Here is a 17667-nt window from a genome sequence, read left to right on the forward strand (position 1 = left end):
CGTTGCGCCGCGGTGCCCGCAATGCCCCGGTGCCCGTTACGCCTCGGGGCCGGTCCCGCTCCCCGGGTCGGTCTCGTCCCGCTGTTCCAGGCGTTGCCGCAGCAGCTCCTCGTACTCGGCGTGCACGCGGCGGTCCATGGCCAGGGCGAACTGCGCGTCGGTGACGGTCCGGGCCAGCGGGCGCACCCGCAGCACCTGCTCGGTCAGCCGGGCGGCCTCGCCGGGCGGCAGCGGGGCGTCGGCCGCGAGCGCGCCCAGGAGGTACTCGCGGGCCAGGGCGGTGAAGACCTCGGCGATCGCGTCCACGTGCTCCTGGGTTTGCCGGCTGGCCTCCAGCACCGCCGAGAGCGGCACGCCCTCGGCGACGAGGTCTGTGGTGGCGTCCAGCAGCCGGCGGCTGACGTGGGTGATCCCGTCCTCGTCGACGGTGATGAAGCCCTGGGCGATCGACTCGGCGGTGTTCTCCTCGGTGAGCTGATCCCCGAAGGTGGCCTTCAGCTCGTCCCAGTCCAGCCGGACCGGGGTCTCGTCGGACCAGGGGGCGACGATCGCCGCCTCCAGCCCGATCAGCTCGGCGACGTCCCGGCCGCTCTCACCGGCGCCGATGAGCTCCGCGATCCCGCCCAGGGTGTGGCCGCGCTCCAGCAGTTCGGCGATCACCCGGAGCCGGGCGAGGTGGGCGTCGCCGTACCAGGCGATCCGGCCCTCCTTGCGCGGCGGCTGGAGCAGCTTGCGTTCGCGGTAGAAGCGCAGCGTGCGGGTGGTGATGCCGGCCGCCTCGGCCAGCTCCTCCACCCGGTACTCGCGCTGCCTGTCGTCCGCCGCCGCTCTGACCTTGTCCACGGCGCTCAGCATAGGACCGCCGATCGTGGAGGTGCGGCGGCCGGGCTTCTTCCATCGACTGTCAACAAGGGCTAATCTGCCAACCGTGCCAGTGATTGCTGGCATGGTTCTCGCGGCACGCCACGGCACCATGGAGGCGGCGCGTCGCGGCAGTGCGCACCTCAGGCCCCCACCCTCAGGAGGACGCCGCATGGCATCCAGCACCAAGCGCCCCCGCCCCGGCGCGTCCGACCGGGACTCCGACGCTGCCGACGCCACGCCGGAGGCGGCCGCGGCGGACGCGCAGGACGCGACCGGCGCACCGGCCACGACCACCGCGCAGGACGCGACCACCGCGCCGGGCGCGACCACCGCCGTGACCGTGCCGACGGCCCGGTCGGCCGGAGCCGCCGCGCCGGCCCCGGCGCCCGTCCGGCACGTCCGGGTCGCGGTGATCGGCTCCGGCTTCGGCGGGATCGGCGCCGGCGTCCGGCTGCGCCGCGCCGGGATCACCGACTTCGTCATCCTGGAGCGCGCGGACTCGGTCGGCGGCACCTGGCGCGACAACAGCTACCCCGGCTGCGCCTGCGACGTGCCCTCCCACCTCTACTCCTTCTCCTTCGCCCCCAATCCGGACTGGCCGCGCAGCTTCTCCGGCCAGCCGGACATCCGGGCCTACCTGGAGAAGGTCACCGACGTCTTCGGCATCCGCCCGCACCTGCGCTTCAACGCCGAAGTCACCGAGGCCCGTTGGGAGGCGGACCACGCCTGCTGGCGGATCACCACCACGGCCGGCGAGTGGACCGCCGACGCCGTGGTCTCCGCCGCCGGGCCGCTGGCCGATCCGCAGATCCCCGATCTGCCGGGCCTGGACGCCTTCCCCGGCAAGGTGTTCCACTCCTCCCGCTGGGACCACGACTACGACCTCGCCGGCCAGCGGGTCGCGATGGTCGGCACCGGCGCCTCCGCCGCCCAGATCATCCCGTCGATCCAGCCGCGGGTGGGTCGGCTGACGGTCTTCCAGCGCACGCCCGCCTGGGTGCTGCCGCGCCGCGACCGCGAGATCACCGAGATCGAGAAGTGGCTGCACGGCCGGCTCCCCGTGACCGCCAAGCTCCGCCGCGGCACCCTCTTCGCCCTGCGCGAGCTCCAGGTGGACGCCTTCGTCCGCCGGCCCGGCCTGCTCAAGGTCGTGCAGCAGCTCGCCGAACGGCACCTCGCCCAGGGCGTCGCCGACCCCGCGCTGCGCGCCAGGCTCACCCCGGACTACCGGATCGGGTGCAAGCGCATCCTGCTCAGCAACACCTACTACCCGGCGCTCGCCGCCGCCAACACCGAGGTGGTCGCCTCCGGCCTGCGCGAGGTGCGCGGCTCCACCCTCGTCGCGGCGGACGGCAGCGAGCGCGAGGTGGACGCGATCGTCTTCGGCACCGGCTTCCACGTCACCGACATGCCCATCGGCGAGCGGGTGTTCGGCGTCGGCGGCACGAGCCTGGCGGAGGAGTGGAAGGACGGCATGGAGGCGCTGCGCGGCTCCACCGTGCGGGGCTTCCCGAACCTCTTCTTCGTGATCGGCCCCAACACCGGCCTCGGGAACAGCTCGATGATCCTGATGATCGAGTCCCAGCTGAACTACCTGATCGACGCGCTCACCACCCTGGGCTCGATCGGCGCCACCGCGATGCAGCCGACCGAGCGCGCCCAGCGGCACTGGAACCTCGAACTCCAGCACCGGATGGACCGCACCGTCTGGACCACCGGCGGCTGCCGCAGCTGGTACCTGGACCCGAACGGCAGGAACACCGTGCTCTGGCCCGGTTCGACGACGGCGTTCCGCCGGGCCACCCGGAAGGTCGACCTCGCCGAGTACGAGCTGATCATGCGCGCCGCCCCCGCGGCGCCGGGGCCGGCCGCCGCGGCCGAGGAGGCCCTGGTATGAGCCCCGCGATCCCCGCCGACTACGAACCGCTGCGCCCCGTCGAGCAGTTGGACGTCCGCTCGGCCGACGGCATCCGGCTCCACGTCGAGGTGCACGGGCAACCCGGCGCCCCGACCGTGGTGCTCGCCCACGGCTGGACCTGTTCCACCCGCTTCTGGGCGCCGGTGATCCGCCGACTCGTCGACCGCTACCGGGTGGTGGCGTACGACCAGCGCGGACACGGCCGCAGCGAGATCCCGCCGAGCGCGGTCCGCTACTCCACCCGCGCGCTGGCCGAGGACCTCTCCGCCGTGCTCACCCGGACCGTCCCGGCCGGCGAGCGCGCCCTCCTCGCCGGGCACAGCATGGGCGGCATGACCATCATGGCCGCCGGCGGCCGCCCCGAGGTCGCGGAGCGGACCGCCGCCGCCGTGCTCGTCTCGACCGGGCCGTCCGACCTGATCGCCGAACTCCGCGTGCTGCCCGGCGTGGTGCGCTCCCCGGGGCTGCGCCGGTTCCTCCACCGCCAGGTGCTGCGCTCCCGGCTGCCGCTCGGTCCGGTCGGCCCGGCCAGTCGGTCCGTGCTCAAGTACGCCACGATGGGGGCGGGTTCGCCCGACGGGCCGGTCGAGGCGGCGGCGCGCATCGTGCACTCCTGCCCCACCGGTGTCCGGGCGGCGTGGGCCGGTGTGCTGGGGGAGCTCGACGTCCGGCCGGGGCTGGCCCGGCTCACCGCGCCGACCGCCGTCGTGGTCGGCACCGACGACCGGCTCACCCCGCCGGTGCACGCCCACCGGATGGTGGCGGCGCTGGCCGACCCGCAGGGGCTGCTCCTGCTGCCCGGTGTCGGCCACATGGCCCCGATGGAACGGCCGGCCGAGGTGGCCGCCGAGATCCACCGGATGGCCGCCGCCCACCTCCGTGCGGCCGAGCCCGCTGCTGCCGGGGCGGTTGCTGCCGAGCCCGCCGCTGCCGAGCCCGCCGCTGCCGGTGGCGCCGTCCCGACCGTGTCCGTCCCGACCGTTCCCCGCCCCACGCCGCCCGCCGCCACCGAGAGGTCCGTGTCCGCATGAACGCCACTGAGCCGCTGTCCGCGCAGGTCGTCGTCGTCACGGGTGCCGCGCGCGGCGTCGGTGCCGAGCTCGCCCGCAAGCTCACCCTGCGCGGCGCCAAGGTCGCGCTGGTCGGCCTGGAGCCGGCCGAACTCAAGGCCGTCGCCGCCCTCTGCGGCCCGTCCGCCACCGCCTGGGAGGCCGATGTCACCGACATCGACGCACTCACCGAGACCGCTCGGCTGATCAAGGAGCACTACGGCCGGATCGACGCCGTGGTCGCCAACGCGGGCATCGCCATCGGCGGCCCGCTGCTCGACAGCGACCACCGGGCGTTCAGCCGGGTGATCGAGGTGAACCTGCTCGGCAGCGTGGCCACCGCCCGGGCCTTCCTCCCGGCCCTCGCCGAGAGCCGCGGCTACCTGCTGCAGATCGCCTCGCTCGCCGCGCTCACGCCGGCGCCGCTGATGAGTGCGTACTGCGCCAGCAAGGCGGGGGTGGAGGCCTTCGCCCACTCGATCCGCGCCGAGGTCGCGCACCAGGGCGTCAAGGTCGGTGTCGGGTACCTGAGCTGGACCGACACCGACATGGTGCGCGGCGCCGACCAGGACACCGTCCTGAAGCAGATGCGCTCCCGGCTGCCCTGGCCCGCCAACAAGACCTACCCGCTCGGCCCGGCCGTGGACCGCCTGGTGGACGGCATCGCCCGCCGCTCGGCCCACGTCTACGCCCAGGCCTGGCTGCGCGGCATGCAGCCCGTCCGGGCGCTGCTGCCGCTGGTCATCGCGGCCGTCGGCTCCCGGGACGTCGCCAGGCTCGCCCCGCAGTTGGCCGCCACCGCCGCCACCCGACTGCGCCCGGTCGGCGCCGGGGGAGCGGCCGACACGGCCGCCCGCTCGACCGAGCACTGATCCGGCCGCCGGGTCCGCCGGGTGGATCCACCCGGCGGACCCGCCGTCGCCGTCGCCCGCCCTCGGCCGGCCGCCGTCAGGGCCGGGCGGAGGAGAGCCGTTTCAGCGCCTCGTAGCCGGCCTGGACGAACCGGCCGTCCAGGGCGGGAGCGCAGTTGGCCAGGGCGGCGACGGCCGTGGCGGTCTGCGGGCAGAAGCCCACGAAGGCGGTGAAGCCGCGGGTGCCGCCGGAGTGGAAGAGCAGGTCGTGGCCACCGATCCGGCGGTGGTTCCAGACCAGGCAGAGCCGGTCCCGGGAGTGCGGCAGGCGCAGCCGGGGCCGCTGGACGTCGCGCAGCGCAGAGCCCAACTCCCCGTCACCCGGGGCGAGATGGGCGCGGAGGTAGCGCAGCAGGTCCGCGCCGCCGGCGCGGACGGCCCCGGCGCCCGGCAGGCCGGGGATGCGCCAGGGCGGCAGCGGGCGCTCGCGACGGTGCCCGACCACCCGGTCCGGTGGGTCCGGGCTGCAGGTCACGGTGCGCAGACCCAGCGGTCGGCAGACGCGGTCGGCGAGGAGCTCGGGGTAGTCGGTGGACGCGGCCTCGGCGAGCAGCCGCCCGAGGAGACCGACACCGTAGTTGGAGTAGGCGAACCGCGTACCGGGCCGGTGGCGCACCGTGGTTCGGGCCAGCGCGGCCTGCAACTGCTCGTCCCGGAAGGCCGCGTACGGGTTGCTGAACCAGGCCGGCAGGGCGCTCGTCAGCAGACCCGGCGGCAGACGGGGAAGCCCGGACGTGTGGGTGGCCAGGTGCAGGAGCCGGACGGGCCCGCCGGTCCGGACGGCCGGTGGCCGCCAGGGCCGGGGGAGGTGCCGCTCGATCGGGTCCTCCGGGGCGAGCTCCCCGCGTGCGGTCATCGAGGCGAGCAGCAGCGCGGTGAACGTCTTGGTGACGGAGCCTAGTTCGAAGGCGCTGTCCGGCGTGCAGGGCGCACCCCCGTGCGTCAGCCGCCCGCGGGAGTGGACGGCCTGCCGCTCGCCCCGGGCCACGGCGAGTGTGACGGCGGTGGCGAAGGGCGCGGCCGCCGCGACCAGTCGTTCCGCATCCTGCTCGCCCAGCTCGCCGGCGCCCAGCTCGCTGTCGCCCGAGCTGCCGGCGCCCGACTCGCCTTCGCCCAGGAGGGATTCGAGTGAATCGACCGGCCCGCCCGCCGCGCCGACGGCCCGGGCCTTCCCGGTCGGCCCGTCCACCTAGGCCGCCACGGCGGTGGCGCCGGACGCGCCGCCCAGTGCGCGGGCCAGGGTGATCGCGGCGGCGACCACGGTGACGACGGCGGTGTGGCCGTGGTCCGTCAGCAGCTGTTCCGGCTCGTCGGCGACCGGGTCGGCGTCCCGCGGCACCAGACCGTCGGGCCGCTGCGCGGCGGCCAGCGCCAACCAGCCGGGGATGCCGACCTCGGCCTCGCCGATGCACGCGGCGACGATGAGCAGTTCGCCGACCAGGTCCCACTGGCCGATCTCCTGCCAGACGTCCAGCCAGACCGGCAGCCAGTCGCGCAGGTAGTCCCGCATCGGGGCGGGCAGCCCGTCCGGCCGGGCGCCCCAGTCGGTGAGGTGGAACACGGTGTGGGTGACGTCGTAGGCGGTCAGCCAGTCGATCATCCAGGGCTCGGGCGTGGCCCCCAGCCAGGTGGCGGCGGCGAGGGCGGACCAGTCCGGCCGCTGCTCCAGGCCCACCACCCGGCGGGCGTTGGCGACGGCCAGCCGCCGGTTGGGCAGCATCTCCATGGCCTGCACCGCACGGAGCCGGGCCAGTGAGTCCAGCAGCTCCTCCAGGGCCCGGTGGCGGTAGTCGGCCCGGGCGAAGTGGACGTAGACCTCCAGCGGGTCGGTCATCAGCGGGTAGCGCAACTGCCGCTCGTAGAGCAGGTCGCCGCCCCGCAGCTGCTCCCAGGCGAGGTCGAGCGTCTCGCGGGCGATCCGGCTGTCCTCGGCGCCCGCGACGCCCTCGCGCAGCAGCAGACCGGTCGCCAACGCGGCCTCCCCCAGCGGCTTGTAGACGTTGTCGGGGTCGGCCAGGTCGATGGTCGCGTCCTCGGGGAAGCGCCCGAGCCCGTTCCGGTAGCAGGAGTGCAGCCAGCGCAGCGCGCCCGAGGAGACCTGTTGGGCGCTGCGCAGGACGGTCGTGTCGGTGGTGCCGGTCATGCGGCCGCTCCGTTCGGCCGGAGGGCCAGCAGGCCCTCGGCGATGGCGACTTCGAGTGCGATCCGGGCACTTCCGTCACCGGCGGCGCGGACCCGGTCGAGGACGGGGGCGACCTCCAGGTGCTCCGGGGCGCCGCTCGCAACGGTCCAGGCCAGCCACCTGGCGATCCGGGCGGCGGTGCGGAGGTCGCGCCGCATCATCGAGCGGGTGGCTCCCCGGGCCAGGGCGAGGCTGTGGCGGCGGGCGAGGTCGTGGACCGGGCCGCCGAGCTCGGGCAGGGCGAGGGGCGAGAGCCGGGCCATGGCCACCGACCAGCGGGGCCAGCCGAGCCGGTCGGGCTCGGGCACGGGGGCCAGCGGCGGACCCGGCCGGGGTGCGGGCCGCGAGGCGGAGGCGACGTGACCGCCGAGGGCGAGCAGATCGAGGGTGGCGCGGTCGCGCCAGGACGCGGCCGCGGCGCTGGCGGACGGATCGCCGGCCGCGCCGTCGGCCGGGGCGGGGAACGCCTTCAGGGCCAGGGCGGCGGCGAGTACGGTCGGCCGGTCGGGGGCGAGGCCGTGCAGCAGCCGCGGGGCGAACACGTCCGGCCCGAGCACCCGGACGGCCGCCAACTCGGCCCGGGGCAACGAGCCTTCCAGCAGCGGTGGCTCCGCAGGCGGGCCGGTCGGCGGGCCGTCCGGCGTGCTGCCGCCGGGCCGGTCGGGCGCGGCCGGGCCCGCGGCGCCCCGGAGGGCGTCGAGGACCCGGCCCGCCACTCGCTCGACGGCCGCGGCGTACTCGTCACGGAGGGAAGTGTCGGCGAACGGCATGGGAATGAGGCTCTCCTGTCGTGGAGACCGGTGGGCCCGGCCGGCTACCGGGTCTTCTCCTTGGGCTGCTTCGGCGACAGCAGCAGAAGGGCGATCAGCACGCCCGCGGCTTCGGGCCGGTACGTGGGCGCGTCACTGACGGTCGCCTCGTCCTCCACCATCAGCGTGCCGAGCACGTCGACCTCGGCCGGCGTGGCGAGCGGAGCCCGCGTGGTTCGGGTGGTCTGAGCAAGCATCGGCTGCCTCCTCATCGAGACTTCATCGCCTGGCCCGGCGATGCCCCCTCGTCCGACGATACGGGTGCGAACTGTCAGGTGCAAAGGGGGTACTCTGCGTGACCGGCGGCACGGGGCGGAACCCGGTCCCGGCTGCGCTCGGTGGCGAACCGCCCGTCCGTGCAAGGTCCGAGGAGGCCCGCGACGCCCCGGTGCCGCGGAGCGGTACCCCTGGCCGCCGGCGAGTCGGTACGGTCGGGTGCATGACCACTGCCTTGATCACCGGCGCGACCGCCGGCATCGGAGCCGCGTTCGCCCGCCGGCTCGCCCGGAGCGGCTACCAGCTCGTCCTGGTGGCCCGGGACACCGGACGGCTGGAGAGCTCCGCCGCGGACCTGCACGACGAGTACGGCATCGACGCCGAGGTGCTCACCGCCGATCTGGCCACCGAGGAGGGCATCGCCGCCGTGGAGGCGCGGCTGTCGGACGCCGCCCGCCCGGTCGACCTGCTGGTGAACAACGCCGGCTTCGGCAACAAGGGTGCTTTCCTCACCGTTCCGCTCCAGGACGAGCTGGACATGCTGAAGGTCCACGTGGAGGCGATCCTCCGGCTGACCACGGCGGCCCTCCCGGGGATGCGCGAGCGGCGGCGCGGCGCGATCGTCAACGTCGCCTCGGTGGCGGCCTTCCTGCCGCGCGGCACGTACGGCGCGAGCAAGGCGTGGGTGGTGAGCTTCACCCAGGGCGTGATGCGCGACCTCGGCGGTACCGGCGTGCGGCTGATGGCGCTCTGCCCGGGCTTCACCCGGACCGAGTTCCACCAGCGGGCGGGCATGGGTACCGGCAACATCCCGTCCTGGGGCTGGCTGTCGGCCGAGCGGGTGGTCGAGGAGGCCATGCGGGACCTCGCCCGCGGCCGCTCGTTGTCCGTGCCGGGCAAGCGGTACAAGATCGCGGTGGCGGTCGCCCGCCTGCTGCCCTCCGGCAAGCTCGGCGGACTCTCCTCGAAGGCGGCGCGCACCTACCGGACCGACTGAGCCGGGGTCGCTCGCGGCGGGCGGCGGCCCCGGGCCCCGGGGTTGCGGCCCGCCGCGGTCGCAGCGGTGCGGCGGATTCGGCGGTGCGTCGGGCGCGGCGGTGCGGCGGGTCTGGTGGCGCACCGGGTGCGGCGGATGCGGCGCGGCGGGAATAGAGCGAGCCTCACTATTAGCTTCGCTAACTATGAGCTATGCTCGCCATGCCGGTGTCCGCTGCACCGCCATGCCCGCCGCGCACCCGCGCGGTGCCATGCCCGCCGCGCGGGTGCGCGCTGCCGCGCCCGCCGCGCGCCGCCCGCGCGTCCGACCCTGGGAGGTCTGCCCTTGAGGCCCGACGGCATCCGATGGACCCCACCCGCCCGAGCCGAGGACGAGCCCCGCCCACCGGCCCAGTGGCGCCGCATCCTCGCACTGTTCCGCCCGTACACGGGCCGGCTCACCACGGTCGGGCTGCTGGTGGCGGCCTCGGCCGTGGTGTCGGTGATATCGCCGTTCCTGCTCAGGGCCGTCCTGGACACGGCCATCCCGCAGGGCCGCACCGGCCTGCTCAGCCTGCTGGCGCTCGGCATGGTCGCCGCCGCCGTGGTGAACAGCATCTTCAACGTGCTGCAGACGCTGATCTCCACCACCGTCGGCCAGCGCGTCATGCACGACCTGCGCACCGCCGTCTACAGCCACCTCCAGCGGATGTCGCTGGCCTTCTTCACCCGCACCCGCACCGGCGAGGTGCAGTCCCGGATCGCCAACGACATCGGCGGCATGCAGTCCACCGTGACGTCGACGGCGACCTCGCTGGTCTCCAACTTCACCTCCGTCATCGCCTCCGTCGTGGCCATGGTCGCGCTGGACTGGCGGCTCACCGTCGTCTCGCTGCTGCTCCTGCCCGTGTTCGTCTGGATCAGCCGGCGGGTCGGCAACGAGCGGAAGAAGATCACCACCGAGCGGCAGAAGCAGCTCGCCGCGATGAGCTCGGCGGTGCAGGAGTCGCTCTCGGTCAGCGGCATCCTGCTCGGCCGCACCATGGGCCGCTCCGACTCGCTGGCCAAGGAGTTCACCGGTCAGTCCGACGAGCTGGCAGAGCTGGAGGTGCGCGCCAGCATGGCGGGGCGCTGGCGGATGAACACCATCCAGATCGTGATGGCCGCGATGCCCGCGGTGATCTACTGGGCGGCCGGCCTGGCCGCGGCCGGCGGCTCGCCGATCGTCTCGGTCGGCACCCTGGTCGCCTTCGTCTCGCTCCAGCAGGGCCTCTTCCGCCCCACCGTCAGCCTGCTCTCCACCGGGGTGCAGGTGCAGACCTCGCTCGCGCTGTTCCACCGCATCTTCGAGTACCTGGACCTGCCGGTCGAGATCGCGGAGCCGGAGCGGCCGGTCGAGCTGGGGCGGATCACCGGCGAGGTCCGGTTCGAGGGCGTCGACTTCCGCTACGACCCGGACCAGGAGCGGCCCACCCTCTCCGGGATCGAGCTCAAGGTCCCGGCCGGGAGCTCGCTCGCCGTCGTCGGCGAGACCGGCTCCGGCAAGACGACCCTCAGCTACCTGGTGCCCCGCCTCTACGACGTCACCGGAGGCCGGGTCACCGTCGACGGCGTCGACGTCCGCGAGCTCTCCTTCGAGTCGCTGTCCCGGGCGGTCGGCGTGGTCTCCCAGGAGACCTACCTCTTCCACGCCTCGGTCGCCGACAACCTGCGCTTCGCCAAGCCGGACGCCAGCGACGCCGAACTGGTCGCCGCGGCCGAGGCCGCGCAGATCCACGACACCATCGCCGGGCTGCCGGACGGCTACGACACCCTGGTCGGGGAGCGGGGCTACCGCTTCTCGGGAGGGGAGAAGCAGCGCCTCGCGCTCGCCCGGACCATCCTGCGCAACCCGCCGGTGCTGATCCTGGACGAGGCCACCAGCGCCCTCGACAACCGGACCGAACGCGCCGTCCAGCAGGCCATCGACACGCTGGCGGCCGGGCGGACCACCATCACCATCGCCCACCGGCTCTCGACCGTCCGGTCCGCCGATCAGATCGTCGTCCTGGACCGCGGCGAGGTGGTCGAGCTGGGCACCCACGACCAGCTGGTCGAGGCCGACGGCCGGTACGCGGCGCTGCTGCGGCGTGAGGTGCCGGCCGTCCCGCTCGGCCGCGTCTGAGCGGCCGGGCGACGGGGCTCGGCAGCCCGACGGGCCGGGGCGGTCGGCCGGCCCCGGTGGTCGACGGGCCGGGGCGGGCCGGGGCGGGCCGGGCGGTGGGCCCGGGCCCACCGCCGGGCTCAGGCGGCCCGGGCTCAGGCGGCCTTGGGGATCTCGTTGTAGCTCTCCACGACCTCCTGGCCGGAGAGCTGCTGGATCGCCCGCATTACCTCGTCGGTGACCTGCCGGCGGGCCTTGAGCGAGCGGGCCTGGCCGTGCAGCTCGTCGAAGTGCAGCGGCTCGCCGAAACGGACCGTCACCTTCTTGATCCGGGGAACGCGCTTGCCGATCGGCAGGATCTGCTCCGGGCCCTCCAGCGCCACCGGTACCACCGGGACCCCCGCGGTCAGGGCCAGCCAGGCCACACCGGTCTTGCCCCGGTAGAGGCGGCCGTCGAGCGAGCGGGTGCCCTCGGGGTAGATGCCGAAGGCCTTGCCGTCCTCCAGGATCGCCAGCGCCGACTCCAGCGAGGCCTGCGCCGAGCGGTAGGTGCCGCGCTCGACCGGCACCGCGCCGATCGCCTCGAAGAAGCCCTTGGACAGCGCGCCCTTCATGCCGGCGCCGGTGAAGTACTCGGCCTTGGCCAGGAAGTGCACCCGGCGCGGCGCGGTCAGCGGGATCACCACGCTGTCGATGAAGGAGAGGTGGTTGCTGGCCAGGATGACCCCGCCCTTGCGCGGCACGTTCTCCAGGCCCTCGATGTTCGGCCGCCAGATCCCCCGCGCGAGCGGTTTCAGCACCAGCTTGGTGACGAGATCGAGCATGGTCCCTCCCAGGACGTGCACGCCCGAGGGAAGCCCGGGCCTGAACGGTCGACGATCGGTGGTCGTCCCCGGCCGGGCCGGGAATCAGACCCGCAGACTACGACACCCACCCCCGAACCCGTCCACTCCCGGCAGCCGTGGCGCTCACCACGGCCGGGTAGGGTACGGCCGTCGTAGAGAAACGCACATCAGCAGGTCTTCTCGATCAGCGGATCAGCGTTCCAGCAGTTCAGCAGCTTTCAGTTCCCTCAGGAGGGGTCCCATGGCAGACGTCGACAACATCCGCGCGGCCTTCGACAAGTTCGACGTGAACGGCGACGGCCGCATCACCGCCGCCGAGTACGCCCTGGTCGCGCGTGAGCTCGGCGACCTGACCACGTCGATCTCGGTGGCCGAGGCCATCATCAAGCAGATGGACACCAACCACGACGGCGAGCTCACCTTCGACGAGTTCCTGGCCGCCCGCCAGGGCTGAGGCCGTCCGGCCGGGCCCCGGGGTGACCCGGGGCCTGCCGCTCGCGCCCGGGGCCCGCCGTTCAGCCCCTCGGGCCCGCCGCTCATCCCCTGGGCCCCGCCGCTCATCCCCGGACGGGGAACACCCGGCGGACCACCCGCTCCGCGGCCCCGCCGTCGTCCCAGGGGCAGAACCGCTCGCGGAACTTCGCCCGCGCCCCCGGCTCCGCGTCGCCCGCCAGCAGCGCCGCCGCCAGCCCGTCCGCGTCCACCGTCACCGCACCCGGCGGTTCGGCGAACAGATCGAAGTAGACGCCGCGGTTCCGCTTGTACTCCTCCCAGTCCGGCGCGAACACCACGATCGGCCGGTCCAGCACGGCGTAGTCGAACATCATCGACGAGTAGTCCGTGACCAGTACGTCCGCCGCCAGGTAGAGGTCCTCCACGGTCGGGTGCGCGGAGACGTCCACGATCTCCGCCGCGCCCTCGCCCGCCGCCAGGTCACCCGGGCCGCCGGTGTGGAAGTAGTGGGTGCGGACCAGCAGCGTGAAACCGGGGCCCAGCCGGCGGGCCAGCTCGCGCACGTCCAGCAGCGGCACGTAGCCGCCCTGGCCCTCGCGGTGCGTCGGCGCGTACAGCACGGCGGTGCGCCCCGGGGCCAGCCCGAACCGCTCGCGCATCGCGGCCACCTCGGCCGGCCCGGCGTTCGCCAGCCGGTCGTTGCGCGGGTAGCCGGTGTCCAGCATCTCGTACCGGCCTGGGAAGGCGCGGGCGAAGTGCTCGCTGGTGTGCGGGTTGGAGGAGACCAGGAAGTCCCAGCGGTCGACGGCCTCCTGCAGCAGGTCGAAGTCCATCCCGTCGGCCGCCACCGGGTGGTCCTTCAGGTCCATGCCCATCGCCTTCAGCGGCGTGCCGTGCTGGGTCTGGACGTGCACCGTGCCCGGCCGCTTGACCATGGTCCGGGGGAAGTTGACGTTGTTCACGAAGTACTTGGCGGTCGCCATCGCCTTCAGGTAGGCGGGGGTGTTGACGATCACGTACGGCAGACCGGCGGGCAGCGCGGCCGCCCGGGCGCGGTTCTCCACCACCCAGACACCCCGGACGTCCGGCGCCAGCTCCTTCGCCTTCTCGTAGATCGCCGCCGGGCTGCAGGCGTACCCGCGGTGCCAGTACGCCGCGTAGACCGCCAGGTGCTCGTCCAGCGGCAGCCGGCGGAAGGCGTTGTACGCGGTGAACCGGGCGCTGCTGCGCACCCCCTTCTTCACCGCCGGCGCCACGGCCCGCGCCCCGCGCTTGAGTTCGCGCGGCAGCCGCCCGGTGCGCCGCAGCTCCGCGTACGCGACCCGCGCGCCGCGCGCGGCCAGCCGGTACTGCACGCCGCGCACCCCGCCCGGGAAGCGGTAGCCGGCCGGGCGGTGGCGGGTGAAGTGCTCGGAGATCCGGCGGAAGAAGTCCTTGCGCCGGTCCGCCGGGACCAGCCCGGGGGTGTCGTAGACGTTGAGCGCCTGCCGGACGGTGCGGTCGAAGACCAGGGTTCGCAGCGACTCCGGCACCGGGCGGCCGGGCCGGTCCGGGCGGTCCAGGAAGGCGAAGATCGCGTCGTACTGGGCGAACGCGTCGGCGTGCTTGGGGGAGGCGGTGGAGGTGATCGCGCCGGCCCGGCCGCGCCGGTAGAAGTAGCAGGGGCGGTCGAGGTAGCGCAGCCGCTCGGCGGCCAGCAGCGCCGGGTAGGTGACCGAGATGTCCTCGTAGAAGCCGCGCCCGAAGGAGACGCCGAGACCGGTCAGGAACTCGCGGCGGAACACCTTGTTCCACACCGACATCACGGTCCGGAACAGCGCCGGGTGCTCGGCCACGGTCGCGCCCTCGACCAGCGGGGAGCCGACCAGCACGTGGCGCCAGGGGTTGGGCTCGGTCCCGCCGTCCGGGTAGGCGTGGACGAAGTCGGTGAGCAGCACGTCGGCCGGCCGGTCGCGCTTCGACTCCTGGGCGAGCTCGTCGACGAGCGCCGAGACGGTGCCGTCCGGCAGCCAGTCGTCGCTGTCGACGAACCAGACGTACTCGCCGCGGACCTCGGGCAGAGCCGCCGTCCGGGCGCCGCCGAGGCCCTGGTTCTCGGGGAGGTGCAGCACACGCAACCGGCGGTCGCGGGCGGCGTAGTCGTCCAGGATCTCGCCGCAGCGGTCCGGGGAGAGGTCGTCGACGGCGATCACCTCGAAGCGGGACTCCCCGGCGGGAGTGGCTTCCAGGATCGAGTCGAGGCAGCGGGGCAGGTAGCGCTCCACTCCGTGGACCGGGAGCACGATGCTGAGGAGGACTGGCACGCTGGCCGAGTCTAGCGAGCGCGGTCGGCGGCGGATCCGTGCGGGGCGTCCGGTGGTGGCGGGGAGGGCGGGGAGGGCGGGGAGGGTCGGGCGGCGGGCGGCGGGTCGGTGGAGCGGTCGTCGCGGTGCCCCCGGGGGTGACTCGGGCAGCGGCGCGGGGCTTGCCCGTCGACGCGGGGCGGGGCGGGCCGCAGGGCGTGCTGCGGGCGGGCGCCGGAACCGGGGAGAAGGGGCGGGGCCGGAGCAGAGCCGGAACCGCCGGTGCCGGGCCCCGTGCGGGGCGGCACCGGCAGCCAGGTGGCGGCCCGGCCGACCCTCTACGGCCGGCCGCCTGTCCGGGAACCTCCCGAGCCTGGCCACCGCAGCGTCGAGGCGGCCGGGCAGTGGCTCGGGGGAACCGGAGATCTTCATCTGTCGAACACGCGGCTGGGTTCGGGCGGTGCGTGCCCGTGCCCGCGCGTGTCGATGAAGATATTGCTTGGAGGTTGGAGCCGAGTCAATCCCACGATTGTGTTCACTTCTTGAAGTGATAGTCGTATCTGGCGGCGCCGATGGCGGGGCCCGTGGGTCGAGCGAGCATCCGGTGGCAGAGCGTAGCGGTGCGGTGGTCGGGGGTGCGCCCGGCGCTCCCCGGCTCCGCCGTCCGCCCGGGGACTGCGGGTCATGACTGTCGGTGACCCTGCGCGCCCGGCGCGTGCCTCTCGGGCAGGCGCCGGGCCGGTGCCTCCGTCGCCCCGGTGACGAACGGCGGGTCGTGCACCATCATTGATGCCTAGTCGTGACCGGACGGGTGGCCCCTGGTGCGTCGTCAGTTGACGCCGCACGGTACGGTGGCAGCACACCAGGACGGTTGCGCGAAGGCCGTCTGTCACGGATAGTCTTCGCCTCACGGCCCTGGCGCCTCGTAGGGGTGGGAAAACTGATGGAACACATGCAAGTGCGGACTCGGCCCCGCGTGCCGGCGGTCCAGTGCGGCGTCGGCGCGACCGGCCGCCGGATCGAGCGACACCTGGCTGTGCTCGGCGCGCCCGCACTCCCGGCGGTGGAAACCGCCGAGGCGCTCGGGCTGATAAGGGAGCTGACGCCGCGCGGCGCCGGCGCCCCGACCGCGCCGCGCCGCCACGTGCGGGTCTCGCTGCTGGCGCCACTGCGCCGGCTGCGCCGGAGCCTGTTCGGCAGCCGCGGCTGACGGCTGTCCCGTGGACCGGGCCCCAGGGCCCGCCCGCGCCGCCGCCGTGAGCGGCACCCGACCCGATGGGCCTCAAGAGCCCCTCGGGTCTTCGGCGTACCCGGGATCGCTGCAACCGGCCGGCCCGGGCGGGCGATTCGGCGCCGACGTGGGGGTGCGGCGCGGACCGGGCCCGCCGGTCCCGGGAAGGTCTGAACCTCTCAGCCTACGACACCTTGCCTCCTTGGCAAGGAGAGTCGGCGAGCCGGGACGGAGAGCCACCTGAGCTGGGTGAGGATGAGCCCATGGCGGACAACATCCACTCCACCCTCTTCCACTCCACCACGTTCGAGATCATCACGGGCAGCCACGAGGTGGCACTCGACATCACCGACCGCTGCGCCACGTTCCTCGATGAACGGGCCGCCGGGCGCGACGGGCTGCTCAACGTCTTCGTACCGCACGCCACGGCCGGCATCGCCGTCCTGGAGACCGGTTCGGGCAGCGACGACGACCTCCTCGCGACCCTGCGCGAGCTCCTGCCCGCCGACGACCGCTGGCGCCACCGGCACGGCAGCCCCGGCCACGGGCGCGACCACGTCATCCCCGGCCTGGTGGCGCCGCACGCCACGCTGCCGGTGATCGGCGGCCAACTCGCCCTCGGCGTCTGGCAGTCGGTGGTGCTGGTCGACACCAACGGGGACAACCTGCGCAGGACGGTCCGGCTCTCCTTCCTCGGCTGACCCGCCGGCCGGACGGCGCGGCGTCCCTGCGCCGCCGCCCTACGCCCCCCTACGCCCGCCCGCCGGCAGCGCGGGCGGCGGTGGCGCGGGCGTCGGCGGCAGGGGCGGCGGCGCCGCCGGCGACGGCCCTGGCCACCGAGGTGAGATAGCTCTCGATCGCCAGGTACTGGCAGAGCACCGACACCGGGCGGCCGAGCCTCGCGTACCAGGCGGCGAGCCGAGCGAAGGCCGTCACCTCGAACCAGACCTCGCCGTCGGCGTCCATGCTGACCAGGAACGCCTCCTCGCCGCACTCCGGGTGGCCGGGCAGCGTCCCGTACCCGAAACCGATCCGGTCCGGCTCGTCGACCGTCCACACCACCCGGCAGGGGATCACCAGCTGGGGCCGCCGCAGTCGGGGCAGGGCCAGCCGCAGCAGGACGGTCGCGCCCTCCTCGGCCGGCGCGTAGGGGTGCACGGCGAAGCCGCTGCCGAGCTGGCAGCCCCAGCCGAGTACGTAGCGGCCGGCCCGCTCCAGTACCTCGGGCCCGTGCCCGAGGTGGATGCGCCGCCGCAGGTGCGCGTACCCGGCGGGGAGCCGGGCACCCCGGGTGGCGCCCACCTCGGGGTAGTTGGGGGCGGCGGCCCGGGCGGCCGTGAGGCGTCGGAGCAGGGTGGCGGACACCCGGTCACCGTACCCGCGGCGGACGCGCGACCGGCGCCGGGGGTGCTGGGCCGCCTGGTCGGCCGGCTTGCGGGGTGGCCGCCGCGCTCGTGCCGCGCCCGTGCCGCGCCCAGCGGGGTGCCGGGCGGGGTGCCGGGCGGGCCTTGATTCCGGCCGGGCGGCGGAGTAGGAAGGCGTCATGAGCGAAGCGGCAGTGCAGACCGGCGGCGACGGCCCGATCTGCGCCCTCACCCCCGACGCGGCCGAGGCTGCGGCGGCCGCGCTGGTCCACGACCCCGACGCGACCGGTCCGCGCGCCGACTGCGTGCTCTGCGGCGAGCCCACCGAACTGCCCGCCGACCACCCGGGCACCACACTCTGCCCCGTCTGCGCCTGGCAGCAGGCCCAGCGGATCGCCTGCTCCGGCTGACCGCCGGTCCACGTC

The 17667-nt window shown here is 74.6% G+C and carries 17 protein-coding genes; 9 read left to right on the forward strand and 8 right to left on the reverse strand.

Annotated elements, in window-relative coordinates:
- Positions 1–36 precede the first annotated feature (36 nt).
- Positions 37–855, reverse strand: a complete 819-nt coding sequence (locus RMN57_RS29790; protein WP_380233484.1) for a MerR family transcriptional regulator — start codon at positions 853–855, stop codon at positions 37–39.
- Positions 856–1033: 178 nt separating this feature from the next.
- On the opposite strand from RMN57_RS29790, the gene RMN57_RS29795 reads away from it, so the two are divergent.
- From RMN57_RS29795 to RMN57_RS29805, 3 genes are read left to right on the forward strand one after another with little or no spacing between them, the layout of a single operon-like run.
- On the forward strand, positions 1034–2761 hold the full coding sequence (locus RMN57_RS29795; protein WP_313766376.1) for an NAD(P)/FAD-dependent oxidoreductase: 1728 nt from the start codon (positions 1034–1036) through the stop codon (positions 2759–2761).
- The gene (locus tag RMN57_RS29800) at positions 2758–3813 is read left to right on the forward strand and encodes an alpha/beta hydrolase (protein ID WP_313766377.1); all 1056 of its coding nucleotides are present in this window, start codon (positions 2758–2760) and stop codon (positions 3811–3813) included. The genes RMN57_RS29795 and RMN57_RS29800 overlap by 4 nt, the downstream gene beginning before the upstream one ends.
- On the forward strand, positions 3810–4703 hold the full coding sequence (locus RMN57_RS29805; RefSeq protein WP_313766378.1) for an SDR family oxidoreductase: 894 nt from the start codon (positions 3810–3812) through the stop codon (positions 4701–4703). Before RMN57_RS29800 ends, RMN57_RS29805 begins: the two co-directional genes overlap by 4 nt.
- A 76-nt stretch (positions 4704–4779) precedes the next feature.
- Here the strand turns inward: RMN57_RS29805 and RMN57_RS29810 are convergent, their stop codons facing one another.
- Genes RMN57_RS29810 through RMN57_RS29825 form a run of 4 tightly spaced genes read right to left on the reverse strand, consistent with a single transcriptional unit; the run spans position 4780 to position 7930 of the window.
- The gene (locus RMN57_RS29810) at positions 4780–5931 is read right to left on the reverse strand and encodes a serine hydrolase domain-containing protein (protein WP_313766379.1); all 1152 of its coding nucleotides are present in this window, start codon (positions 5929–5931) and stop codon (positions 4780–4782) included.
- Entirely contained in the window at positions 5932–6885 is a 954-nt protein-coding gene (locus RMN57_RS29815; protein ID WP_313766380.1) for a DUF6895 family protein, read from the reverse strand.
- Entirely contained in the window at positions 6882–7694 is an 813-nt protein-coding gene (locus RMN57_RS29820; RefSeq protein WP_313766381.1) for a hypothetical protein, read from the reverse strand. The genes RMN57_RS29815 and RMN57_RS29820 overlap by 4 nt, the downstream gene beginning before the upstream one ends.
- A 44-nt stretch (positions 7695–7738) precedes the next feature.
- Positions 7739–7930, reverse strand: a complete 192-nt coding sequence (locus RMN57_RS29825) for a hypothetical protein (RefSeq protein WP_313766382.1) — start codon at positions 7928–7930, stop codon at positions 7739–7741.
- Between the two features lie 242 nt (positions 7931–8172).
- Between RMN57_RS29825 and RMN57_RS29830 the strand changes: the two genes are divergently transcribed.
- The gene (locus RMN57_RS29830) at positions 8173–8946 is read left to right on the forward strand and encodes an SDR family oxidoreductase (protein WP_313766383.1); all 774 of its coding nucleotides are present in this window, start codon (positions 8173–8175) and stop codon (positions 8944–8946) included.
- Positions 8947–9270: 324 nt separating this feature from the next.
- Complete coding sequence (locus RMN57_RS29835; protein WP_313766384.1) at positions 9271–11088, forward strand: ABC transporter ATP-binding protein; 1818 nt, start codon at positions 9271–9273, stop codon at positions 11086–11088.
- A 134-nt stretch (positions 11089–11222) separates the two neighbouring features.
- Here the strand turns inward: RMN57_RS29835 and RMN57_RS29840 are convergent, their stop codons facing one another.
- Entirely contained in the window at positions 11223–11891 is a 669-nt protein-coding gene (locus tag RMN57_RS29840; protein WP_313766385.1) for a lysophospholipid acyltransferase family protein, read from the reverse strand.
- 262 nt (positions 11892–12153) lie between these two features.
- On the opposite strand from RMN57_RS29840, the gene RMN57_RS29845 reads away from it, so the two are divergent.
- Positions 12154–12366, forward strand: a complete 213-nt coding sequence (locus tag RMN57_RS29845; RefSeq protein WP_313766386.1) for an EF-hand domain-containing protein — start codon at positions 12154–12156, stop codon at positions 12364–12366.
- 103 nt (positions 12367–12469) lie between these two features.
- On the opposite strand, the gene RMN57_RS29850 is transcribed toward RMN57_RS29845, so the two are convergent.
- Positions 12470–14668, reverse strand: coding sequence for a bifunctional glycosyltransferase family 2 protein/CDP-glycerol:glycerophosphate glycerophosphotransferase (locus RMN57_RS29850; RefSeq protein WP_313766387.1), 2199 nt, complete (start codon positions 14666–14668; stop codon positions 12470–12472).
- Between the two features lie 922 nt (positions 14669–15590).
- Here RMN57_RS29850 and RMN57_RS29855 point away from each other — a divergent pair.
- A complete protein-coding gene (locus RMN57_RS29855; RefSeq protein ID WP_313766388.1) occupies positions 15591–15857 on the forward strand; it encodes a hypothetical protein in 267 nt (88 codons plus the stop codon).
- Positions 15858–16141: 284 nt separating this feature from the next.
- Positions 16142–16579, forward strand: coding sequence for a YjbQ family protein (locus RMN57_RS29860; RefSeq protein ID WP_313766389.1), 438 nt, complete (start codon positions 16142–16144; stop codon positions 16577–16579).
- 49 nt (positions 16580–16628) lie between these two features.
- On the opposite strand, the gene RMN57_RS29865 is transcribed toward RMN57_RS29860, so the two are convergent.
- Positions 16629–17243 (reverse strand): DUF1990 domain-containing protein, encoded by a 615-nt coding sequence (locus RMN57_RS29865; protein WP_313766390.1) that lies wholly within the window; start codon positions 17241–17243, stop codon positions 16629–16631.
- A gap of 178 nt (positions 17244–17421) precedes the next feature.
- Between RMN57_RS29865 and RMN57_RS29870 the strand changes: the two genes are divergently transcribed.
- Complete coding sequence (locus tag RMN57_RS29870) at positions 17422–17652, forward strand: hypothetical protein (protein ID WP_313766391.1); 231 nt, start codon at positions 17422–17424, stop codon at positions 17650–17652.
- The last annotated feature ends 15 nt before the right edge of the window (positions 17653–17667 follow it).

Origin of the sequence: Kitasatospora sp. CM 4170, assembly GCF_032110285.1 — a bacterium.
Lineage (GTDB): Bacteria > Actinomycetota > Actinomycetes > Streptomycetales > Streptomycetaceae > Kitasatospora > Kitasatospora aburaviensis.